The organism is Ruegeria sp. N7 (assembly GCF_056531345.1).
Genome location: NZ_JBQFLR010000006.1, coordinates 112,301 through 136,257 on the forward strand (window position 1 = coordinate 112,301; position 23,957 = coordinate 136,257).

The 23,957-nt window shown below is 55.0% G+C and carries 17 protein-coding genes; 6 read left to right on the plus strand and 11 right to left on the minus strand.

Annotation, left to right across the window (positions count from 1 at the left end):
• Positions 1 to 95: 95 nt before the first annotated feature.
• Entirely contained in the window at positions 96 to 713 is a 618-nt protein-coding gene (locus tag ACR0ES_RS09910) for a TetR/AcrR family transcriptional regulator (protein WP_480773673.1), read from the plus strand.
• A gap of 200 nt (positions 714 to 913) precedes the next feature.
• Here the strand turns inward: ACR0ES_RS09910 and crcB are convergent, their stop codons facing one another.
• Both crcB and ACR0ES_RS09920 read right to left on the minus strand, forming a co-directional pair.
• Positions 914 to 1,276: a fluoride efflux transporter CrcB gene (crcB, locus tag ACR0ES_RS09915; protein WP_480773674.1), complete on the minus strand. Its 363-nt coding sequence runs from the start codon at positions 1,274 to 1,276 to the stop codon at positions 914 to 916.
• Positions 1,273 to 1,641: a fluoride efflux transporter FluC gene (locus ACR0ES_RS09920; protein ID WP_480506967.1), complete on the minus strand. Its 369-nt coding sequence runs from the start codon at positions 1,639 to 1,641 to the stop codon at positions 1,273 to 1,275. The genes crcB and ACR0ES_RS09920 overlap by 4 nt, the downstream gene beginning before the upstream one ends.
• A 251-nt stretch (positions 1,642 to 1,892) precedes the next feature.
• On the opposite strand from ACR0ES_RS09920, the gene ACR0ES_RS09925 reads away from it, so the two are divergent.
• Entirely contained in the window at positions 1,893 to 3,473 is a 1,581-nt protein-coding gene (locus ACR0ES_RS09925) for an FMN-binding glutamate synthase family protein (RefSeq protein WP_480870501.1), read from the plus strand.
• Positions 3,474 to 3,558: 85 nt separating this feature from the next.
• Here ACR0ES_RS09925 and ACR0ES_RS09930 read toward each other — a convergent pair whose 3' ends face one another.
• The 4 genes from ACR0ES_RS09930 to ACR0ES_RS09945 are packed head-to-tail and all read right to left on the minus strand — an operon-like array spanning position 3,559 to position 7,475.
• Entirely contained in the window at positions 3,559 to 4,215 is a 657-nt protein-coding gene (locus ACR0ES_RS09930; protein WP_267366949.1) for an ABC-type transport auxiliary lipoprotein family protein, read from the minus strand.
• Positions 4,212 to 5,528 (minus strand): MlaD family protein, encoded by a 1,317-nt coding sequence (locus tag ACR0ES_RS09935; protein ID WP_480870504.1) that lies wholly within the window; start codon positions 5,526 to 5,528, stop codon positions 4,212 to 4,214. The genes ACR0ES_RS09930 and ACR0ES_RS09935 overlap by 4 nt, the downstream gene beginning before the upstream one ends.
• A gap of 5 nt (positions 5,529 to 5,533) precedes the next feature.
• On the minus strand, positions 5,534 to 6,349 hold the full coding sequence (locus tag ACR0ES_RS09940) for an ABC transporter ATP-binding protein (protein ID WP_480494154.1): 816 nt from the start codon (positions 6,347 to 6,349) through the stop codon (positions 5,534 to 5,536).
• A 1-nt stretch (position 6,350) separates the two neighbouring features.
• Positions 6,351 to 7,475 (minus strand): ABC transporter permease, encoded by a 1,125-nt coding sequence (locus ACR0ES_RS09945; protein ID WP_480519934.1) that lies wholly within the window; start codon positions 7,473 to 7,475, stop codon positions 6,351 to 6,353.
• A 257-nt stretch (positions 7,476 to 7,732) separates the two neighbouring features.
• Between ACR0ES_RS09945 and ACR0ES_RS09950 the strand changes: the two genes are divergently transcribed.
• The 3 genes from ACR0ES_RS09950 (at position 7,733) to ACR0ES_RS09960 (ending at position 12,069) form a co-directional block, all read left to right on the plus strand.
• Positions 7,733 to 9,271, plus strand: a complete 1,539-nt coding sequence (locus ACR0ES_RS09950) for an alkaline phosphatase family protein (protein WP_480773678.1) — start codon at positions 7,733 to 7,735, stop codon at positions 9,269 to 9,271.
• 201 nt (positions 9,272 to 9,472) lie between these two features.
• Complete coding sequence (locus ACR0ES_RS09955) at positions 9,473 to 11,368, plus strand: PAS-domain containing protein (RefSeq protein WP_480870506.1); 1,896 nt, start codon at positions 9,473 to 9,475, stop codon at positions 11,366 to 11,368.
• Positions 11,368 to 12,069: a response regulator transcription factor gene (locus ACR0ES_RS09960; protein ID WP_480483716.1), complete on the plus strand. Its 702-nt coding sequence runs from the start codon at positions 11,368 to 11,370 to the stop codon at positions 12,067 to 12,069. The genes ACR0ES_RS09955 and ACR0ES_RS09960 overlap by 1 nt, the downstream gene beginning before the upstream one ends.
• A gap of 115 nt (positions 12,070 to 12,184) precedes the next feature.
• Here the strand turns inward: ACR0ES_RS09960 and ACR0ES_RS09965 are convergent, their stop codons facing one another.
• The 5 genes from ACR0ES_RS09965 to ACR0ES_RS09985 are packed head-to-tail and all read right to left on the minus strand — an operon-like array spanning position 12,185 to position 21,672.
• On the minus strand, positions 12,185 to 13,495 hold the full coding sequence (locus ACR0ES_RS09965) for an HlyD family type I secretion periplasmic adaptor subunit (RefSeq protein WP_480870508.1): 1,311 nt from the start codon (positions 13,493 to 13,495) through the stop codon (positions 12,185 to 12,187).
• Complete coding sequence (locus ACR0ES_RS09970; protein WP_480870511.1) at positions 13,479 to 15,626, minus strand: type I secretion system permease/ATPase; 2,148 nt, start codon at positions 15,624 to 15,626, stop codon at positions 13,479 to 13,481. The genes ACR0ES_RS09965 and ACR0ES_RS09970 overlap by 17 nt, the downstream gene beginning before the upstream one ends.
• Positions 15,623 to 17,047, minus strand: coding sequence for a TolC family protein (locus ACR0ES_RS09975; RefSeq protein WP_480773681.1), 1,425 nt, complete (start codon positions 17,045 to 17,047; stop codon positions 15,623 to 15,625). Before ACR0ES_RS09975 ends, ACR0ES_RS09970 begins: the two co-directional genes overlap by 4 nt.
• Positions 16,956 to 17,795 carry a SapC family protein gene (locus tag ACR0ES_RS09980; protein WP_480773682.1) on the minus strand — a complete coding sequence of 280 codons (840 nt, stop codon included), beginning with the start codon at positions 17,793 to 17,795 and terminating at the stop codon, positions 16,956 to 16,958. Before ACR0ES_RS09980 ends, ACR0ES_RS09975 begins: the two co-directional genes overlap by 92 nt.
• Positions 17,796 to 17,841: 46 nt before the next feature.
• A complete protein-coding gene (locus tag ACR0ES_RS09985; RefSeq protein WP_480773683.1) occupies positions 17,842 to 21,672 on the minus strand; it encodes a beta strand repeat-containing protein in 3,831 nt (1,276 codons plus the stop codon).
• 228 nt (positions 21,673 to 21,900) lie between these two features.
• Here ACR0ES_RS09985 and ACR0ES_RS09990 point away from each other — a divergent pair, with 228 nt between their 5' ends.
• Complete coding sequence (locus ACR0ES_RS09990) at positions 21,901 to 23,949, plus strand: dockerin type I domain-containing protein (protein WP_480483722.1); 2,049 nt, start codon at positions 21,901 to 21,903, stop codon at positions 23,947 to 23,949.
• Positions 23,950 to 23,957 lie beyond the last annotated feature (8 nt).

Consider the following 23,957-nt stretch of genomic DNA (forward strand, 5'->3'; position numbering starts at 1 on the left):
AATTGGGCGAGGTCAGAGTTAAAGGGAATACGAGAATCCTTGTACCTGAACCGAACGGTTTATAAACTGTGACAGGTATTGATCGAGGAGATGACATGACCCAGACCGCCACCATCCTGCGCACAGGCCGAAAGTTTGATCAGGTTTTGCGCGGGGCCCGAGAGGTTTTCATGGCGGACGGATTCGAGGGCGCAAGCGTGGATGACATTGCCCGCGCGGCTGGAGTGTCAAAAGCAACCTTGTACAGCTATTTTCCGGACAAGCGCCTTTTGTTCATGGAAGTTGCACAAACGGAATGCTGTCTTATGGCCGAACGGGTCGTCGCGATGATCGACGAGACCAAACCCGCACGAGAAGTTTTGATGATCGCGGCCACACAGTTGACGGCGTTTCTGGTTTCAGATTTCGCGCAGCAGGTTTTCCGCATTTGTGTTGCCGAACGAGACCGGTTTCCGGAACTTGGCCGCGCATTTTACGAAGCGGGGCCGCAAAACGGCCAGCGTCAAATGGCAGAATACCTTGAAAAAGCCGTGGCTAAAGGTGAGTTAGCAGTTGAAAATGTCCAAATAGCGGCTGAGCAGTTTTCCGAGCTTTGCAAAGTACGGATCTGGACCCGGGCTGCATTTGGAATACAGAATTCATTCAGCAATGAAGAAATCGCTGAAGTAGCGACACAAGCCGTGGACATGTTTCTTGCCCGGTATGGGGTCTGATCCAAGAAAGAAATGGCCCATATCCGGATCAGGGATACAGGCCATTGCTCACACACCAGAACACTCGATGCAGTTCAGCTTACTGAGATAAGTCTTTTCAAACTCTTTATTTGTCGAACTATTGGCGTGGCTTGGGACCCAACATTGGCCGGAAAGAAAAGCAGGTCAGCGTTCAAACTTGTTGCCCAGCTTTTTACGCTTCAACGCGTTAGCAACAGGCCAAGCCAGAAAGAAAACCAGCACAGAGCAAGGCTGATCAGAATATTGCCTGCTGCCAAAAGCAATGTGCGCTCGCGGTGAAGTTCGAGCGATTGGTAGGCAAAGCTGGAGAAGGTTGTAAAACCACCGCAAAACCCGAAAACAAGGCGTTTTTGGTCCTCGGGAATGTCTACTGGACCTCCTAAAAACCCAACCCAGATCCCCAGCAGCAAGCTACCCAACACATTTACGAGCAAGGTTGCTAGTGGCAAGTCGTGCCGAATCTTCAGCGCCAGCCAATGGCGCATCACAGCCCCCAGACCTCCGCCCAACGCGAACATGGAATGAAGATACACTTCGCTCATGACGGCGTCTTTTCGGAATGAAAATGCCGTCCAAGTCTTTCACCAAACAGCGCGGCAGCAAGGCCAAATGAAACTTCAAGCCCGATTGCCAGGGAGGTTACCCATAGGCCGCCGTCGGCTATTCGTTCAAGATCTGCAACAAAAGACGAAAAGGTCGACAATCCACCGCAAAACCCGACGGCGCCAAGATGCAGAACATGCGCGTGCACCTTATTGCGCACGGAATACAGCCAGCCCAGAACAAAACAGGCGACTACGTTGATGCCAAAAGTCGAGGTGAGAAAGCTTAGGCCTGGGATCTCTAGTGTAAACGCCTCACGCAACAACGACCCAAGTGCACCGCCTGCGAAGACGGATAGAAACATCACGCTTTTTCGGTCATGCCAGAGGTGGGATTGTGTGTTTGCCAAGGATCGGCCCTTTGTCGTCCGTTGAGCATGATTTATCTGGTGGTTGCATTGGGTTCAACAGTTGGGCGGTTCGTAACATGATTTCACGTTTGCGTCCCTCAGCAGACATTTTTCCGCAGGCACTTGAAATAAAAATTCAATCTGTTTCACGTTGAGTTCTGACAGCATGGCTCATCAGCCCAATAGAAACACAAGGAGTTTGGAACATGATTGTCCGCAGAATTTTCTTTTTTCTGAGCTGTGTCTGTCTGCCGTTAGTTCTGATCCTTGGGTTCTTCTGGTCGCCTGCGCTTTGGCTTCTGATCATTTTGGTGCCGTACGCGATCATCGGTCTTTATGATGTTCTGACGACCAGGCATAACGTCCTGAACAATTACCCGGTTCTTGGGCATTTCCGGTACATGCTGGAATTTGTAAGCCCGGAAATTCGCCAATATTTTGTGGAAACCAACGAAAGCGGACGGCCTTTCAACAGGATTGTCCGAGGGCTGGTTTATTCTCGGGCCAAGGGGCAGGTGGACACACAGGCGTTCGGCACGCAATACGACATTACCGAAACCGGGTATCATCGCGCCAACCACTCACTAGCCCCCAAACATGTAGACAAAAGTGAAGAACGCATAATGCTGGGGGGTCCGCAATGTACGCAACCTTACAGCGCCTCACGCCTTAATGTGTCTGCCATGAGCTTTGGCGCGCTCAGCGCCAATGCCATCCGCGCGCTGAACGGAGGAGCCAAGGATGGGGGGTTCGCGCATAACACCGGAGAGGGTGGGCTGTCACCGCATCATCTGGCCGAAGGCGGGGACATCATCTGGCAGATCGGGACGGGTTACTTCGGGTGCCGGACCCCTGCTGGTGGATTTGACAAGGACAAGTTTGCCGAAAAGGCAGGAAGGGACGTGGTCAAGGCTATTGAGATCAAGCTGTCACAAGGTGCAAAGCCCGCCCATGGCGGTGTTCTGCCTGCAGCCAAAGTCGATGCCGAGATTGCCGAGATACGGGGAGTGCCCGAACATCAGGATGTGATTTCTCCGCCCACCCATAGTGCCTTCGATGGGCCCACAGGTTTGATGCATTTTGTCCAGCACCTGCGAGAAATGTCAGGTGGCAAACCTGTCGGGTTCAAGCTGTGCATCGGCAGGCCGTCCGAATTCATGGCGATCTGTAAAGCAATGCTTGAAACGGGTATCTTGCCGGATTTCATCACAATTGACGGGGCAGAAGGGGGCACGGGCGCAGCCCCGGTGGAATTCACCAACCGGTTGGGTATGCCCCTGAACGAAGCCTTGATCTTTGTCAGCAACTGTTTGCGTGGTGTCGGAGTGCGTGACAAGATCCGGATCATCTGTTCCGGAAAAGTGGCGACCGGTTATGACATGGTCGAGAAGTTGGCGCTTGGTGCCGACATGTGCAACTCGGCGCGCGCGATGATGTTTGCGGTGGGTTGCATCCAGGCATTGCATTGCAACACAAACCGTTGTCCGTCAGGGGTGGCTACACAAGATCCCATCCGCGGGCGCGCTGTGAATGTGCCGCAGAAACGCCGGCGTGTTCATCGCTATCACGATGCCACACTGGAAAGTTTCCGCGAGCTTTTGGGCGCGATGGGCAAGGAAAAAGCGTCCGAGTTACATCCCCGTGATATCCTGCGCCGAACTGCGGACGAGCATGAGCGTACCTATGCCGAGCTTTATATTTATCTGGAGGACGGTGCCTTGTTAAAGGACGACATTCCCGAAGAATTTGCAGATGATTGGAACCGAGCTTCGGCCGCACAATTCTGAAAACCACATTAGGTAGCGCGATGATTGGTAATGTGAAAGCGCGGCCGTAATTGCCCGCTTTTTCCGCCGTCTTATGCAACTTTCGTTATCTGGGAATGGATCGCGGGTTGTTTGCCACGTGGGTATTGATCTTGCGAATGCTCCATTCAACAGAATCTCTCATCGCGCGCCCCAACGCCAGGTCAAATGCATTGATCAGATCCGGCGTCTGATCGCTTGCCGCCACGACGTTTTCTTGGAACGAGCTGGATGCAACGATTTTATCTTCGTATTCGTCGATCACCTTGATGTTAATACGAACTTCGACGCGAATTTTGGCTCCGTTCTCGGTATTTTCGATCACGACCCCCTGAAACTCTCGAAGGTCCGGGGCTATTACATAATCGGCCCGCAGGCCAACGGTTGAGCGTCCAACAGCTGCGACTTTGCCCGAGTTCTCAAAGCTTTCAACCAACAAGGTTTGAACGATCAAGGGCGCGCGATCCACCCAGCGGGCGCGGGGCAAATATTGAACCTGCAACGAGGTGGGCTGAATGGCAATCTGGTCCGTGTTTACAGCGGCAGTTGCCGTGGGTTCCTGAACGACGATCTGCTTTTCAATCCTGGGCAGCGCCGAGGAAAACGTGCTTTTTGGGGTCAGCAGATACAAATCATTCGGTTTCGCCGCTTGTTGCAACGTGCCCAGACCAGCGCAGCCGCCAAACAACGCGACCATCAACATTGCAAGTGCAGGCTTGATCATTGACGGAACTCCGATGCTTGGGTGCCCAGAAGGAAACGTGCCGGATCGCGTTCAACTTTGTCTACGAGGCGATCCAGACTGATAACAAGACGCTGGGATTCTTCGATGAAACGAACAAACTGAGGCAACCCGACCCGCAGGAAGTCTGACACTTGTCGGCGGTTGCTCTGAACAATGCCGTCGATGGTTCCCAGCAATTCGGACGCGGAATTTGACGCGCTCAGGACGTCGTCCGAGATCTGGTCGATCTTTTCCGTTATGCCCGCGACGGTTTCAGTCACCTGATTGGCCGCCTTCCGGACATCTTCCGCAACAGGTGCCACGTCTTCCTCCATGACACGATTTGCAGAGTCAAAAGCGGATTCTGCCGAAGCCAGCGCCCCCTTGGCGGACTCCATCGTCGTAGTAATCGAACCAAGCGTCGAATTGGCGTTCATCACGGTTTCGTTCACAATTCCAAGGGTAACGCTGCCTTCATCAGACAAAACGGTCAATCGTTCAGCCAGTTGCGAGCCTCGCTCTATGAAAGGCTTCACGTCCTGCTGCAAAATGCGGTCCGCCGTCTGAAGGGTTGTTTTAGCTTCGTCCAGCGCTGTCTTGGCGGACTCGGATGCTGTTTTGACAGCTTCCAGTGTTTCAGAGCCGGTCTTGAGCGTTGTTTGCGCAGTTTCGATCAGCGGGTCCAGCCGCTTTGAAAACGCGCCAACATCCTGCGCAGCGCTGCCGATGTCATTTGCCACGGATTCAAAACTTGTCAGTGTATTGTCCAGTTTACCTGTGGCCGAAGCAAGATTATCCAGAATACCGCTCACAGCTTCCCTGTTTTTGTCATCGACGACTTTGTTCAGGTTTTCCAAAAGCGTTACGGCTTCATCCAGAACTTTTGGCGCGCCTTCGAACAGGGATTGAATTGTGCTTCGTTTGCTCTTGATAATGCTCTTTTGTGGCAATCGTTCGGCGTTAGCGGATCCCCCTGTCAGTTCGACATAACCAACACCAGTCACACCAAGTGACTGAAGCTGTGCGATTGTATCATTGGTTATCGGAATGTCTGCGTCCACTTCGATCCGCACGCGAACCTTTGACGGATCATTATCATCCAGTTGCAAGGAAACGACCTGCCCGACCGGCAGGCCGTTGAAGTTCACGCCGCTGGCTGCCGACAGACCTGCGACATTGTCAAATAGTACATCGTAATAAGCGTATTGGCGCGTGATCTCAAACTTGGCGAGCCACAGGAAAAAGCCGAATGCGCCCAGCAACCCTGCAAGAGTAAACGCGCCGATCAGGATGTAGTTCGCCCGGGTTTCCATTGCCTTTACCTGTTTTGCCCCTTCTGTTGCGCCGCGCGGGCGCGGGGGCCTGTGAAGTATTCCTGTACCCAAGGATGGTCGACCTTGGTCATGTCCTCAATCGGACCTTCAACCAGTACGCGCTTTTCTGCAAGCACTGCAACGCGGTCGCAGATCGCGTAAAGACTGTCCAGATCATGGGTGACCATGAAAACGGTCAACCCAAGTGCCTGCTGTAATTCGCCGATCAGTTCATCATACGCCGCTGCGCCGATCGGGTCCAATCCTGCGGTTGGTTCGTCCAGAAAAACGATCTCGGGGTCAAGGGCCAGCGCCCGAGCCAGCGCAGCGCGCTTGCGCATGCCACCCGACAGTTCTGACGGAAACTTGCCGCAACTCAGCTGTGGCAGTCCCACGAGGCTGATCTTCAACGCACCCAGAGACTCCATTAGTTTTTCGCTGAGACCTGTGTGTTCCCGCAACGGAGCCATCACGTTTTGCAGCACGGTCAGTGACGAAAACAGTGCCCCGTCCTGAAAGGCAACACCCCAGCGGCGTTCGATCCTGCGGCGGTCATCCTCTGGGCCATTCAGAACATCGACGCCCAGCACCTCGATTTCTCCGGCGGCGGGTTTGTTCAGCCCTACGATAGTTCTGAGTAATACGGATTTACCGGTGCCCGACCCGCCAACGATTCCCAGAACTTCTCCCTTCCAGACATCAAGATTCAGGTTTTCGTGTACCACCTGGGTACCGAACTGAGTTCGGAGCCCGCTTACACGAATGACAGCCTCACGGTCTGTAGTTGTGGCGACTGATGGCTGTGGTGTATCCCCGGTCATGTCATATTCCGATTTCTGAGAAGAAGATCGAAAACAAAGCGTCGATTGCGATCACCATGAAAATGGATTGAACAACTGATGCTGTCGTACGTTGACCGACACTTTGGGCGGACCCTTTGACCTGCATTGCCTGCCAGCAGGCAATAACGCCAATAACGAGCGCAAAGAACGGAGCTTTGATAAGACCGACCGCCAATTGCCAGACGTCGGTGTTTTCCTTCAAGCGAGTAAGAAACATGCCGGGGCTTACCCCCAGGTCGATCCAGCTCATCAATGCGCCACCAAACAGACCCGCGATATCGGCGACAAATCCCAGTATGGGCAGCATGATCAACAAGGCCAAAACGCGGGGAATGACCAAAACTTCGATCGGGTCCAGACCCAGCGTTCGCATTGCGTCGATTTCTTCCTGCACTTTCATCGAACCGATAGATGCGGTGAATGCAGAACCCGAGCGCCCGGCAACGATTATAGCAGTCAGCAATATGCCCAGTTCACGCAGAACCGAGATCGAGATCAGCTCGACAACGAATATCTCAGCTCCAAATTGCTTCAACTGGGTTGCGCCCTGAAAGGCCAGTACGACACCGATCAGAAATCCCATAAGGGCCACGATTGGCAGTGCTTTGAACCCGGTCTCTTCCATGTGTGTGACCAGCGCTGCCTTGCGCAGTCGCCATGGCATGACAATGGTACGAAACAGCCGATGCAGTGTCAGACCCAGAAATTCGAGGATGGAAAGCGTATCCCGCCAGGCACCTACGGTGATGTGACCCATCTGTGCGATCAAATCCAACAGACTTCGCGGTTTATCAAGTTCACCGGGTTCGTCGGGTATGCTGCGGGTTACAGTATCTATCAGAGTGGCATGTGCCGGTTTCACCCCTTGAAATTCAAGTGTTGCACCTTGCGACGTGAAGCGTTTGCCAAGGTCCGCGATCAGCCAGGCACCGCCGGTATCCAGAGCTTCGACCTCGGACAGATCGAGAACAAGCCTGTCTCCGGTTGGGCGGACAGAGGCAAAACCTTGTTCAACGGTTTGAAGCGATTGCGTGAGCAGCTCTCCGGATATGCGTACACGAGTACCGCTGGAATCGTGTTCTGAGATAATCGAAGGTTGCGTCATGAGGTCATGTGAATTGAAACATTCAATGACCGCAATGGCTTTGTGCCATTGGACTTCTTTTTGCCGCGCTGGATGGCCTTGACGTCACGCCGACCGTCGCATTGGAGCTATGCAGAACAGGTGCATGCCAGAGGTTGTCGCACAACAACTTTGTCGGGATAGCACGTCTTTGCCTGACCGACAAATTGGTTGCGCTGTGGCGGGAAGCAATACACATTCCGCGTTGGTTATTACGGCGCGGAATCGGAGAAGTCGGTATGCATCAGACCAAGAACGTCTTGTTTGTCATCATCGACCAACTTAGAGCGGATTGCCTGTCCGGGGCCTTGGCAGACCATGTGAACCTTCCGAATTTGCGGGCTTTTATGGATGAGGCCGTGACCTTTACCCGACATTTTTCGGTCACCAATCCCTGTGGTCCCTCGCGCGCATCGATTCTGACCGGCCAATATGCGATGAATCATCGGTCGGTAAGAAACGGAACGCCGTTACGGCACGATACCCCAAACATCGCCACGGAGATGCGCAAAGCTGGTTACTTGCCAATGTTGTTTGGGTACACAGATACCTCCGCCGACCCGCGCGTCCATGATCCCAATGACCCTGACCTCAAGTCTTACGAACAGTCGATGACTGGGTTTGTTGAAGTTGTCGAAATGCGCCTTGAAGAATCATATCCTTGGCAAGCGCATCTGATGAAAAAGGGGTACCAGTTCGAAAAGTACTGGGATGTCTACAAGCCCGTTTCGCCCGACGGTGGACACCCGCGGCTGAATGATCCCGCGCTGTATCGGGCGGAAGACAGCGATACAGCTTTTCTGACAGATGCCTTTCTTGATGGGATCGCGCCGCATCGTGGAAACGGTTGGTTCGCCCATTTGACCTATATCCGCCCGCATCCGCCCTTGGTCGCACCGGCCCCGTACAATGACATGTATGACCCGGCGGATATCCCTCTGCCGCACTGCTTGCCGAGCGCAGCAGCAGAAAAAGCACTGCACCCGTTCTTCGGACCAAAGCTGGATACCTTTAGCGCGAAAAAGTTTGTTCATGGTTTCGATGACGTTGAACCTACGGACGAAAACATTCGCACCTTGCGTGCTATATATCTGGGCCTGGCGACCGAGGTTGATCACCACATCGGTCGTGTTGTCCAGTACCTGAAGGACAGCGGGCAATACGACGATACATTGCTGGTTATCACCGCCGATCATGGTGAAATGCTGGGGGATCGACACAGCTGGGGCAAAATGACGGTCTACGACGCAGCGTATCACACACCGCTGATGATCCGTTTGCCCGGGAACGAAGCTGTAGCGGGAAGCAAGATCACCGTTCCAACCGAGTCCGTGGATGTCACTCCGACCATACTGGACTGGATTGGACAGGCTGCTCCGAACGCTATGGATGGTCGGTCCTTGCTGCCATTGTTGCGCGGTAATATCCCAGACGATTGGCGCGACTATTCTTTCAGTGAACTTGATTTTTCAGAACCTGAAAACCCGACGCTGTGGCAGCAAGACTTGGGGACCGGTAACAGCGACTCGTGTTTGGGAATATTGCGGGATGAACGGTTCACACTGGTCGAGTTCGCTGCCGACCTGCCCCCGATCCTGTTCGACCACCAAGGTAAGGGCGAATTCGAGAACGTCGCGGAGAATCCAGATTTTGCAACGGACCTCGCACGGTTAAGCCGACAGATGTTGCGCCACCGGATGAGAAATATGGACCACACATTGTCCTTGCATTCGATCACATCTGAGGGTGCAAAATCCCGCCCCAGATACACATCTTAGAACGCGGTTTTTTGTCAACGTTCATCTGTTCTAACTATACCGGGCACTCGGTCACGGGCAGGTGTGTCGACGTATTTCTCTTTGCGCATTCGCGGATTGGCAAAAGCACTTGAACGAAGGCAGAGTCCGAAACGCCTCCCCTCAATTCCACTACCCGTGCATGATTTCTGATGCTAGGCATGAGCCGTGGAGAAAACGAAGTTGGACATAACGGAAAAGCGTATCAAGGCGATGACGACCGCTGGGCTGAACCTGATCGGTCAGGCGCTTTCCATTTATGACAACAAGTTGCAACTGGTGCTCAGCAATCGCCGCTTCCAGGAAATGTTCGGTTTGCCGGATGAGCTGGTTCAAAGGGGCGCTCTGTTTCGCGACACGATCCACTTTCTTGCCAGCCGCGGTGAGTATGGCGACGATGAAAGTGTCGAGGAAATGGTCAATCTACGTGTCCAGCAAGCCTTGGCGTTTGAGCCCCACTACATGGAGCGTGTACGCCCCAATGGGCAGGTTGTTTCAATTGAAGGCGCGCCGCTGCCCCAAGGCGGGTGGGTCGCGGTCTACACGGATATCACCGGCACGCGGCGGGCGGAAAACCTGTTGCGGGCGCGGTCAGAGGAACTGTCGGAACAGTTGCTGAGCCACGCGGAAGAACTGTCCGCAACCAACCGCAAACTTGCGGCCACGATCGCGGCGCTGGAAGAGGCCAAGCGGGAACTGACCGAAATCGAAGCGCGTACTCGTATGGTGACCGAGATGATGCCGGCTCATATCGCACATTTGGACAGCGACGGCCGTTACGATTACTCGAACCGCCGCCTGAGCGCCGTCATGCCCGGGCGTCCGTCCGATATTCTGGGGCTTCACATTTCTGAAGCGCTGGGTGCGGTCGCCTTTGAACGGGTTCAGGCCCATTTGCTTAAGGCCTATAGCGGAGAGCCGTCGGTTTTCGAGTTCACCGAAGATCAGGATTCCCGCCGTATTCGGGTTTCGTTTACGCCGGATGGGGCAGGGGGTGTGTACGTGATGTCGGTGGACATCACCGAAGAGACACAGGCACGCGTTGCATTACAACAAACCCGCCGCCGGGCGATGGCAGCCCAGATGACCAGCGGGCTTGCCCATGACTTCTCCAATCTGCTCACTATCATCCTTGGGATGCAGTCCCGCCTCGACAAGATGGATTTGCCGGATGGCGCGCAGGAACTTGTGGCCGCAACTCAACAAACGGCGCGCCGGGGCGGGCAGCTGTTGAACCGGATCGCCGACATGACTGGAAACCGAACGCCGCAACCGCAGGCCACTGACATCGGGGGATTGTTGGAAGACCTGAGGATTCTGGCGACGCCCTCGCTGCCTCGCGGTGTGGGCCTGTCCGTCGTAAACACCTTGCCAAAACAGACATTGATGCTTGATCCGGGTATGGTTCAGGATGCGCTTTTGAATTTGGTTCTGAATGCCAGGGATGCCTGCGGGAGCACGGGCCAGATCACAATCAGTGCACATGCCATTGGTGAGATCTGGATCGAAGTCACGGTTTCCGACACTGGGCCGGGGTTTTCACCCGAGGCGCTTGAAAAGGCGCTGAACCCGTTTTTCACAACAAAAGGGAGCGACGGTTCGGGTCTGGGGCTGCCGATGGTTTATGATACGGTCAAGCTTGCTGGTGGCGATCTGAATCTAAGAAATACGCCATCTGGGGCCTCAGTTGTCATGCGTTTGCCTTTTCGGCCCGCTCCTCCGGCGCAGGACGGATTGGTACTGTTGGTTGAAGACAGCGAAGACCTACGCGGGCAGTTTCGGGACATGCTGGTGGATTTGGGCTTTACTGTCATTGAAGCAAATTCAGTTGATGAAGCACTGGCCTTGATATCAAGTGTGAAGGACATTTCGCTGGTCTTGTCCGATATCCGTTTGGAAGGACACGGTACTGGCTTGGATATCCTTGAACAGTTGAAACCGGGGTTGCCGCTTATCCTTATGACATCTCTGCCAAATTCAGATCCGCTGCATCAACGGGCCCTTGCTTTGGCACCTGTTTTGCGTAAACCGTTCTCACAGGCCCAATTGTCCGCTCTCATCCAAGCCGAGGCCGCCTGATGTCGCAACCAATGGTGACCATTCTCGACGACGAACCCGAAATTCGGCGCATTCTGACGGATGCGCTGGAGGATGCCGGTTTCAGAACGCAGAGTTTTTCCCGTGCCAGAGAGTTTGAAGCATCCCTTAATCGAGTAACCCCTGATGTCTGCCTTGTGGACCTGTCCTTACCAGATACCGACGGGCTGGCGCTTGTTCATCGCTTGGCGCTGGAACAGGGTGCAGCAGTGATCATAATTTCTGGCCGGGCGCAGGTTCAGGACCGTGTGACAGGACTGGAGCTTGGCGCAGATGACTATATTACCAAGCCGTTTGACCCCACCGAGGTCGTAGCCCGGGTACGGGCCAGGTTGCGCGCGCCGCGCGGTCGGACATCACAATCGGACAGGGCGGAATTCAACGGCTGGATTGCGCATTTTGATCGGTATGTTCTGGAAGACGGATCAGGGGCTGAAACACCTTTCAGCCATGCAGAAGGCGAGGTTTTGCGTCTGTTTCTGGAAAGCCCCAAGCGGCTGATCAGCAGGGGGCAGATGCAGGAATCCTTGGGCGGTGCGGCCGGCGACAGTTTTGATCGTGCTATGGATGTCAGAATCTCCAGATTGCGTACGAAACTTGGTGAAGACCCAAAGAATCCGCGTCTGATCAAAACAATTTACGGTGCCGGGTATATATTTTTAGGGGATGTCGACTGGAAATAGCGACGCTCTGTTGGCCAGAGTGTGAACCTGAATTTCTTTCGATCCCCTCTGCGTCCGGCAGTGTAGATAGAAAACACAGTAAGCGTCGCAAGAACGAATATTTTGGTCTTTGCGCTCACTCACGCAAAGCTTGATCTTTTATCTTCACGACAGGTTCCAGCAGATACTCCAATACGGATTTTCGACCTGACAAAATGTCAACCTCTGCGATCATGCCGGGTATGATTTCCACTGCGACACCATTTCCATCGAGCATGGTGTTGCTCGTGCGAATTTCCACAACGAACACCTCTTCGTCGTTCCGCTCTGATCGTGTGACGGTATCGGCGCCAATCCGTACGATTTCACCATCCAGCGCCCCGTATCGCGCAAAATCATAAGCCGTGATCTTTACCTTTACGGGCTGTCCAGCACGCAAGAATGCAATATCTTCGGGCTTTACGTAAGCTTCGACCAATAGTGTGTCGTCCAGGGGAACAATCTCGACAAGATCTTCGCCACTCCGCGCCAAACCCCCAATGGTGGTTCGGTGGATGCGGTTGACGATACCGCGAACCGGAGAGCGAACCTGCGCTCGTGCAGCGCGGTCGCGTAGGGCAGGCAAGGCGGGTTGCAAGGTCGCCAGTTCCGCAGTTGCAATGGCCAATTCAGTAAGCGCCGCGCTTCGAAATCGGCTGTGAGCAGCTTGAATCCGATCATCTATTTCATCCAAACCGGTTTGCAACCTGCTGGTCACGGCTTCGGCACGGACTTTGCGGCCGCGCCACTCAGCCTCGCTGCGCCGCAACGCCAGCAATGTCGTTGCCGGTTCCATTTGCCGCTCAACAAGCGGAGCTACGATCGCACGCTCCTCACCAAGCACTTTTAAGGTTTCGTCTGCTGTTACCTGATCCACGAGACCTTCTTCGTGTTCTCGCTGCTTTTGCTCACGTTGTCGTTCCAATATGGCGATTTCTGCCGCCAGCTCTGCTTGCCGACCCTGATACAGTGCAGTTTCCGAACGCACGACACTGGGCGCACCTTCGATCAACTGCGCATCGAAATTCAATTGTGTTCCATCTATTTCTGCCTGCAGACGTTGTGCACGGGCTTGCAGCCCGAAAGCGCGCTGTTGTTCCTGGCTAAGTTGGCTGTCGATTTGTGTGGCGTCCAATTCCATCAACAATGCCCCTTTGTCGACCAACTGGCCTTCGCGCACATGAAGCGACCGCAGCACGCCAGGCTCGGCGGCGTCGATCACCTGTGTGTCTCCCGAAGGCACGATCCGCCCATCGACCCGCGTTACGTCATCCAACTCGGTCAAATGCGCCCACAACCCGGCCGAGACAATACACGACAGGATCAACAGCAAGAGCAATGAACCACGAACGGGGGACCGCCCCTGCATTTCGCGCGCCAACTTCGCCAGATCAGGATGCTGCGACATTCAGGTGCCTCCCTTTCTGGCGCATGTGCTGCGTCAGCAGGCTCTTGGGTCCATCAACAGCGATTTTTCCGTTTTCCAGAACGATAACCCTGTCCACAAGCTCCAGCAGACTGGTTCTGTGCGTTACAATGACCAAGGTTGACCCGGAGGTTGACGCACTCAGGCGTTGAACCAGTTGGGCTTCGGTTTTGACGTCCATCGCACTGGTTGGCTCATCAAAAAGTAAAACCGGAGGTCGCCCGACAAGTGCCCGTGCCAGGGCGATTGCCTGCCGTTGCCCACCGGAAAGCCCCTCACCGCGTTCAGCGAGTTGAAGGTCATAGCCCGAAGGATGGCTGTTCACGAATTCTTCGACACCGGCAATACGGCCGGCTTCGACGATGTCGCAATCTCTGGGCCGGACTGCGCCACTTGCGATATTGTCCCTGACAGACCCCGAAAAAAGCCAGACATCCTGCAGAACGGATCCGATATTGCGTCGCAAGTCACCCGGGTCGATCTGACGTATGTCTAATCCATCAATCATGACCGAGCCCACTCGCGGCGTGTAAAGCCCCAATAGCAGGCGCGCAATCGTGCTTTTCCCGCACCCGATTTGACCGAGAATTGCGACTTTCTCGCCAGGCTTGATTGTGAATGAGACACCATGCAGGGTATCTTCGCTTTGGTCAGAATACGAGAAATGCACGTTATTGAAGGCAATTGCCCCTTTGAAATCAGAGCGGGTCAGCCATGTGCGCCCCTCCGGGCGTTCGCTTTCTGCATGCATTAGCGCGTTGAGGTTGCGATAGGCGCACCTGGCCTGATTTATGCGGGTCAAAGTCTGTGCCAGTTGACCCAGAGGGGCCAGAGCCCGGCCGGTCAACATTACCGAAGCCACCAGCGCACCCATGCTGGCTTGCCCGTTTGTGATCAGAAAAACACCAAGAAATACGACAAGCACTTGTGCGGCCTGTTGGGTGAATCCGGTCAGGTTCAGGGCAAATTGCGTGACGGTTCGGCTTCGTGCACCATGCGCTGACTGCTGTTCGATGGCCTGTTCCCATCGTGCGCGCATTTTTCTGCCTGCTGCCGTTGTTTTAATGGTTTCAAGTCCCGAGACAGCCTCAACCAGAACTGATTGCTTGGACTGTCCATCGGACAAGCTTCGTTCCGCCATCCTTGATAAAACTGGCTGCACCGCCAAACCTGTCAGGAGCACCACCGGTACGGCCAGTGCAGGGATCAAAGCCAGTTGTCCCCCAACCAGATAGATCACCAGGATGAACAACCCAATGAAAGGCAGGTCAACAACGGCCACCAGCGTCGCGGATGTAAAGAATTCTCGCAGAGTTTCAAACTCGCGAATGGTGCTGGTCATGGCACCGGTAGACCCAGTGCGCGATTTCATCTGGATGTTCAGCAACTGGTCGAAAATGCGCCGGCCCATCAACAAGTCGGCTTTCTGCCCGGCCTTGTCGATAAATCCCGCCCGCAGCAACTTGAGGGCAAAGTCAAAACACAGTGCCAACGCCACACCCAGGGTCAAAGCGATCAGAGACTCTGTTGCTTCGTTGGGCAATACCCGGTCATAGACCACCATGATGAAAACGGACGTAGACAAACCAAGGAGGTTTGCCAACGCCGCAGCGAGTGCGACTTGAACGTATGACCACCGGCTGGCGGACAGGGCGTTCCAGAACCAGTGACCGCCGTGTGAACCGGGCCCGTCCAATGTTTCGCCGTCGTGATGGCGACGGAACAGGATTGCGTAACCGGTATGACAGGCTGCCAGCCTGTCTTCGGAAACTTCACCGATACCTTCGCCAAGCTCTGGGTCGAAGACCAAAAAGGCGCCAGCTTGCGTCCGTCCGTGAAAGACAACGGCTTTACCCTTTGCCAACAGCAACAGGGTGGGTGTCAGATTGTCATCCAAGTCGGAAAGGCGCATTGCCCCATACCCCGCCTGCATGCCCGCCTTTGGCGCGAGGGCGAGAATGTCCCGTACTGTCAAATCCCCATCTGCGCCAGTTTGCGCCGCGTGCAGCGCCGCGAGACTCAATGGCCGTTCAAGTGCCGACGAGATATTCAACAGACAGGCTTCAAACGGTGTAAGTAACGAGGCATCGGTGGCAGGGTGGGATGCGTTCATTGTGTAGTGCCCCAGTCGCCCAATGAAACCCCAAGCAGGTCGAGTATGTCTCCGGTCAGGCTTAGGGCTGCATAATTGGTTAGAAAGTAGCTCTGTTCCGCAAGGATCAAACGTTCCTGAGCATTTACGTAGTCGCGCTGAGCATCCAGAATTTCAATGAGGCTACGGCGGCCGATTGAAAATTGTTCACGGGATGCAGCGACACTTTCCGCGTTAGCCTCTACGGCAATCCGGGCTTCGCGTAACCGATCGGCACCCGCTTTTTGATCCGAACGGATAAAACCCAACTCTCGCGTAATTTCTCGGATAAGCTGCTCGCGCGCAAACTCTGTCTCTTTGACCAACGATTCCGCCGCTGCTATTGCGGCGCGGCGTTGGCCGGTGCTGTCCAACTCGTAATTGAAAGAAAGATCCACTCCAAAATTCGCGTCACGATTGTTATCCTGGTTTGCGAATGCGGCGACCCTGACATCAGGGCTGCGGCGCGCTTGCGCTGCGGACCATTCCGCCTTGGCGGCCAGAAGGCTTGCATCGGACCGCCGAACCTGAGGACTGTTCATTATGATCTGCATGTCACTTCTTTCCAGCCCAGGTGCCGGAACTGGTGCAGAAAGAGTGCCAGGTTCATCCCCAAATACTTCGCGGAATCGCGCTTCGGCGCGGTCTGTGCGCGCATACGCATCAGCCAGCTTTGTGCGCGCATCGGACATGCGTGACCGGGCTGCCAGGACGTCGGCACTTGAACCGACGCCGTTTTCTGTTCGGTCGGTTATCTGGCGAACAAGCTCTTCATGGGTCAAAACATTCTGTGCTGCGATGCTTTGAATCTTTCGTTGATCGAGGACAAGTACATAGGTCTCGATAGCTGCGAGCGCAGTGGATGAGGCCGTTTGAATCTGATCGCCTCTGCTTTCCAAGACACGTGCCCGCGCTGCGGTCAGATCCCCTGAAGCCGCCCCGCCGTCGTAGACCAATTGTGAGACCCTCAGATACGGCGATACATCCGCAATATCTGATGCAATCCTTTCAGATCGCGCGTTTAGCCCCAGCGAAATCTCCGGGAGAAAAGCGCCTTCAGCCGCGTTTTGTTTGGCCTTCGCGATTCCCATTCTGGATTTGACTTGCGCCAGGTTTGGGCTGTTCTCAACCGCCTTTTTTACCCGCTGCCCGAAGGCGCTGTGACTGAGTGTTTTTGATGGTTTAGTTGCCCCAGCACCGGCTGTTTGGGCTGCGAAGGACATCGTCACAGGCGTCAAATCGGGTGGACGCGTGCAGGCGGAAACCGAAGCCAGAAGCAGACTGAGCGCGACAAAATACTGCGAATACTTACTAAATGGCATACTGACCCTCCTGCCACCGATGGTCGAGCAAGCTTTCCTTTCGTTGGGCGGCTGCCAGCGCCTCCATAAATTCTGAAGCACCCGACCTAACGCCGGTCGACGACTTTTTCTCCAATTGCTCGACGCGCATTTGAGCTGGCAAGAGCCACGCGCAATGAGTCAAGGAAACTTGGTGGGCATGTATGAGGCGCAGGCCTCCGTTCATGGCGAGCAATGACAGATGCGCTGAAGGAACTTGCCGCAAGGCACCCAGCTTGACACCAAAGTAACCATCGAGGCATTCGTCCATTTGTGCGCAGGCGAGTGGGGAAAAAAGCCCCATATCGCCTATCGTACGGCACAACTGATATGTGTTCTCCAGTGATGCTGTAAGAGTGCGAAAGAACGCCTGGACATTTCGCAGTTCAGCCCCCAGCGCTCCGGTTCGGTCAAAGAATGGCTCATCGTCAGGGTTGTCGGTAACCAGCTCCAGGCTTTCGTTGACAAGCAAGTCAAACTCCCCCTCTCCGGTTTTGTCCTGAAGCTCAGGTGGTCGGGATTGAAAGGGCACACACCGTAGTGCCGAGGGAACATAGCTTGCGCGCCATTCCCCTTTTGCTGACACGTATGGCGTCGGTTTGTCTGGTGTCATCGATAAGATTGCCACGGGGTAAAATCCCCGTTTGGATTTCCGGAACGCGATCGGAAAATTGGCCGCTGCCTGTAGGATCTCTGCCTCAGCCACCGGGCAGTCGACCATATCGCGCGCGAATTCGAACGACGTGTAACGTTTCCAGAACCGATGACCATGTCGTACTCGTGTGACCGGGGTTAAGCCATTCTGTGCCATAACTGCCTCGTGTTTCTGATGAACGCCAATTTGTTCCTGAGCTGGCTCAGGCCGTCGCACCGGTTGGGTCGGTGTGTATGATGTTGTCGGCTGTCAAGCCGCTGAGATCGGCGAGTCCATGGAAAGTGGCGAGGGTCTCGACGTTGGCATCGCCAGGTGTCACGAAATCAACTTTGATCAGGACACTGTCCGTTCCGTCCGTTGCCATCACATAGAGCGCGTCACCTGCAATTGCTCCGGCAAGGCTCTCTACAGCCGTTTCGAGTGTAACGGCATTGAGGTCTGCAAGAACGGTATCGAGGCCTACAAATCCAGTGTCTGTGCCCAATGTGTCACCGACAGTAAGAAGCTCAAAACCCGTGCCATCACCTCGGAGCGTAGCGACATTCAGTCCGCTGAACATCAGAGCGTCGGTTACATCTGCTGCGGGCCCAATTGTGAAACCGGTTATGCTGTCTACGCCATTGTTGTTCGGGTCGGCTTCAAAGACAACGACGTCACGCCCGGCTTCGGTGATGTCAATGCTGTCATCGCCACCACCGCCACGAATGATTGTATCCGTGTTTGCCGCGGTTAGGATGTCATTGCCATTGGTGCCAAACTGAACTGCAACAGGTCCACCTTCAGGTGTTTTGATCGTTAACTCAATGGGCTGAGCAGCGTCCTGTACTGTCATCGTGAAGGTGACAAGAGGCTGAGACAAATCGGAAAAAACAGTCGCCGCGCCAGCGAAGTTGATGATGTCACCTGTGCCTGGGTTTGCCAGGAACAAATCAAACGCGCTGTGTTCCGTGTCTGATCCGATGTCGAAAGTGGCGACAGATGAGTCAAACTCAAGCTCCGCTGTAAAAGCCAAGCCACCAGAGATGTCACGATTAGCATCAGCATAAATGGCAAATGTAACGGTTGATCCACTGCGCCCGACCTCTGAGACCACGTAGGCAGCTGGTTCATGAGCAACCGCCTGATCCGATACAGGTAAGGGATCTGGTCCCCCTGCAACGGTTGCCTGGGCTGATATAGTCAGGGCATCCCCAGCTTCTATGGCGGTGAAATCTGACGACGCAACAGCCAGTGTCCAGGATCCGTCCGCGGTTACTGTCGCGCTGCCGACGGAACTGCCGTTCAGCAAAACATCTACAATCTGGCCGTTTGAAAGCCCGGCAGAGGAACCGCTGACAGTAATGCCTGACGCCTTGGCATCAGCAAGGGCCACTGCGTTGTTCACGCCGACATCGTCCAGCATCAGAACTGGCCGAAAGTCCGTTGTTACCGAACTGCTTGCCGCTACTGCGCTGTTGCCAGCGATATCGTCAACTGTTGCGGTGACGGTGTAGTTTGTTCCATCGGAAAGCGCACCCAGGTCGCTGGCTGGCACAGTTATCGCCCAGGTTCCACCCGATGCAACACCTGTATAGGTTTGCCCGCCAAACGTGACAGAGACTATTTGACCATCTTCCGAGGTCGTCGTGCCTGAAATTGTCAGGTCTGTAGCTTGTTCCATTACATCCAATACGGAGCCAACCGGCAAACTGTCGATCGTGATTGCTGGTGCTGTAAAATCGGTTGTGAAACTCGTCGAGATTTGGTTGCCATTCCCAGCAGTGTCTGAAACAGAAGCCGTGACATTATAGGTACTTGCGTCCTGGAGGCCTGAAAGTTCGGCAACTGTTGCGGTGTAGGTCCAGAAACCACCGGTTACCGTTGCTGTACCGCTCACATCTACAGTTCCGTCTGCGCGCGCGATCTCCACAGTAATGACCGTTCCATCCTGGGCGTCAGAGGTTCCCGAGACAATCAGGTCGGTACCTTGCTCAGCAGCATTCATGACAGTGCCGTCAGAAATACTGGTTATTCCCAGGGTAGGGGGTGTGAAATCGGTCGTGAAACTGTTGCTGGCCTGTGACGCCGGATTTCCTGCGGCGTCGGAGACATCCGCCGTTACCGCCACGGTGGCAGCATCAGAGAGGGCCGCAAGGTCGGCAGCGGGGACAACTGTGCTCCAAGACCCTCCGGTGGCTGTAGCAGTGTAAATTTGACCGCTCAAAGTGACGGTCACGACTTGGCCATCTTCGGCCGACGTTGCGCCCGATATTGTCAGGTCCACCGCTTGTTCGGCAGCATTCATGAATGCGCCGGTCGAGAACGTGTCGATGCTGAGGGTCGGTCCTGTGACGTCTTTCGAAAGTGTCACATCAGCCTGAGGGGCTGCCAGCCCGTTTGCGTCGCTGACATCTGCGGTGATCTGAAAGCTGCCTCCGTTGGCCAAAGATGCGAGATCACCGGCTGGGACAGTTACAGTCCATGTTCCGCCCGTCACTGTCGAGGTATATGTTTGACCATCCAGTGTGACGGTGACTTGCTGGCCATCTTCGACATTGGCGGTTGTGCCGCTTATAGCCAAGCTTGCCGCGGCTTCAGCGGCGTTGAGAACTGCGCCGACGGAAAGCGGAGATATCGAAATTGAGGGGCCGGTCAGGTCTACTGGTACAGTAACTAGAATCGGCACGGCCGGGTTGCCTGCGATATCCTCGACCGCCACAACAATTGCAGCAGGTGTTCCGGTGGACAGACCGCTGAGGTCAGAATTGGGGATCGTGACAGTCCAGTTTCCGCCTGTCGCAGTGCCGGTGTACACCTGCCCGTCGAACGTGACGATGATGGTTTGCCCGTCCTCGGCCGTGGTGGAACCCGTTAAGGTTAAGTCACCAGCCACATCAATCAGGTCAATTGATCCACCCGCAACAGGATCCAGAGAAACACTTGGCGCGGTGAAATCCGTATCAAAGCTTCCGCTGGCCTGTGCGGCCGGGTTTCCAGCCGCGTCAGTCACGTCTGCGGTGACATTTACGATTGCGCCGTCAGGCAAGGCGCTAAGGTCAGCCGCCGGGACGGTTACGCTCCACTGTCCTCCGGAAACCGTACCGGAATAGCTTTGCCCGTTCAGTGAAACCGTTACGATTTGCCCGTCTTCAGCATCAGTTACACCGGTGACCGTCAGATCGGTGGCCTGCTCTCCCAGGTTGAGTACCGGCCCGTCAGAAAACCCGGTGATCGACAGGCTTGGCGGGACAGTATCGATGTCAAACTGAACGGATTGTGTCGACAGCTCGGCCCCCGACCCATCCAGGTTCCTGATGGTCACCGTCGACACACCCTGTGGAAGCCCGCTGGCTTCGGCTGCTGTCAGAGAGATGCTCCAGCTGCCATCGGGGTTGGGTGTCACGGTTTTCACCAGTGACCCTATTGTGACTTCGATGGTCGCAGTCCCTTCGGGAGCGATGGCGTTGGTGCTGACGTTGTTCAGTGCTGTGGATTGCAGCTCGGCGAGGTTGAGGCTTGTGTAAGTCGGGGTGGGTTCGGATACGACGGGGCTGTCTTCACCGCCACCGCCGCCACCTCCTGCGGCCGCAGCCGCCCCTGCCAGGCCCAATCCGCCCAACGCCGCGCCGGCACCACTGATGCCGCCTGCGGACGCACCCGCGGAAACACCTGCTTCCACGGCGCTGAACTGGGCAATCTCCTGAACCGCGTTCTCAGCGATCATGATGGCACCGCTGTCCAGGATCTGGACGTTTTCAGCTGCCACGATCATTGTCCGGCCATCGGCCATTTTTAGAAGAACATCGCCATTCTTCATCAACTTGACCGAGCGAACGCCTGGAATGGTTTCCGCGAACTGGAAAGCATACAGTTCTTCGATTGTGGCTTGTGATAACGCGGGCAAGGCCATCAAAGTTGAAATCAACCCGCCGGCCGCGCCGCGCCCTGCCCAGCGGCCAAGTTTTCCATCGATCCACTGGCGAATGTGTTGCTTGCGGTCCGTTTCCGAAGGTTCAGCCGCCGGACGGTTGTTGAACTCTGGTGCTTTGGTCATCTTACCCTCACATGTGGTTTCCGCGATCACCGAAATGGAAGACAGATCGCGCTGATAACGGCTGGCTCATCTGTCTTTCCCACTGGTTACTGTTGCGATCGAAAGTGAAAAATTGAGTTAATCTGAAACCGAACTTCTCGTTTTCACCACAATTCCGCTTTTGTTTCGGTCCGTGCATCAGGTCATCTTTTGGTCAAGGCCAGGGGTGGCGATGGAGGTGTGGCTGTGATGCTTCAATTCGAAGGTGTGGTGGCAACGGGGAGCGCGGCGCTCGATTCAGGTATCGGCGATACGGCTTTAAAAACGTTTAACGGAACCACGTATCTTTATACCGTCACCGGACCGGGTGGCGGCGTCGCGGTCTGGAGGCTGGTCGAGGGCGCGTTACCGCAACTGGTCGACACGGAATATTACAGCGGCACAATCACGTTTCACGTTGGTCGCAGTGGCACACCGATAACGCTGGCGGGATCCGAACAACTTGTACTGGATGTGAATATGGCGGTCGGGTTGGTCGGATATGACCTGAACGTGGATGGCACCCTGGACAGCCTTACGGAAACCGGATCTCTGGCAGGAGGAGGAGATATCTCGGCGATTGTTCAAGTGTCGATCGGACCCATGGATGTTCTGGCAATGGCTCATGAAGAAACGGGTCAAATCGGGACATATCTTGTTAATCCAGATGGAACGCTGAGCCTTGCTGGTCTTGTTGCTGGCTCTGGAGACGCGATGCAGACGCTGCGCGCAGGAACAGACCATTTCCTGATCTCAAGTGATGCGGCCAGCAATACAGTCTCAACTTATCGGATCGACAGCATTTCCGGTCAGTTGACCGAGATTGACAACAGTTCAGCCATGGGAACCCTTGGAATCTCGACTCCGACAGCCGTCGAAACGATCGATGCCTACGGCAAGCCCTGGGTGATCGTGGCGGGCGCAGGCAGCGACTCGCTCAGTGTGCTTCAATTGAAAGCTGACGGCAGCCTGAGCGCCACAGACCATATTCTGGATTCGCACACGACCCGCTTTGAATCCGTGCAGGACCTTGAAGTCGTGGACATCAACGGGCGCGTATTCGTCGTGGCGGGTGGCGGCGACGATGGGCTTACATTGTTCACGCTGACACCGGAAGGCCAGTTGGTCTATCTGGACAGTTTCGCCGACACTTTGAGTAGTGGATTGCAGAATGTCGAATCGCTGAGCCTTGCTCACGTCGGCAATGAGTTGCAGATTCTGGTTACGTCGCAACAAGACGCTGGAGTCACTGTCATTTCGGTTCCTGTCGATGATCTTGGGGTCGTGAACAAAGGGTTTGGAACAGTATCGGGGACGGCCTTTGACGACATGCTGAGTGGCAGTATTCTGGATACCACCCTGATGGGTGGCGATGGCGATGACATACTGATAGCAGGAACAGGTGCTACGACCATGTCAGGTGGGGCAGGGGCCGACATTTTCGTGATGCAGTCGGGCAGCGGTCTGACCACGATCACGGATTTTCAACCGGGTGTGGACCGTCTGGACATGTTCGACTACCTGCTGTTGCGGTCCCCTCAGCAACTGACATTCACCAGCACCACCCAAGGGGCGCGGATAGAGTATCGGGGCGAGGTGGTGCAGGTTCAGTCCGCTTCGGGCGGAACGCTGACCAGTACCGATATTTTCGGGGCCGGGTTTGAAGGCCCCGATCACATTCCGGTTGAATTCGGTGATTTCGGCGGTTTGAAGCCGGACAGTTCGGATGGCGTGCTTGGGCCAATCACAGTGGACAGCCGATCTGTAAATCCCGGATTGTCGGATGCGGAGATTAGATTCACTCCGATCGGCGGTGGCACGGTATCTGTCACGGCTGACGATCAGGGACAATTTGACTTGGACCTTCCGGATGGCACGTTCCCCGGAAGACTGGACATCATCAAGCACTATTCGACGGCAAGCAAAGAGATCGACGCAATGGACGCTTTACAAGTGTTGCGCATTTCGGTTGGCCTCGATCCGACATGGGGGCCCGCCGATGCGGAAAACCTAATCGCAGCGGATATCAATCAAGATGGAACCATCAATGCCCTGGATGCACTGGCGATTTTGCAGGTGGCTGTTGGGAAAACCACTGCGCATGAACCTCAATGGGTCTTCTTGGATTCAGATGCGGATTTGTCGGGAGTTACAAAAAGCAACGTTGATTATCAGACTGGAATGGATGTTGTAGCCATAGACGGGGTGATAACCGCCGATATGACGTCCATTTTGCTCGGCAACCTCGAGGCGGCATGAATTGAATT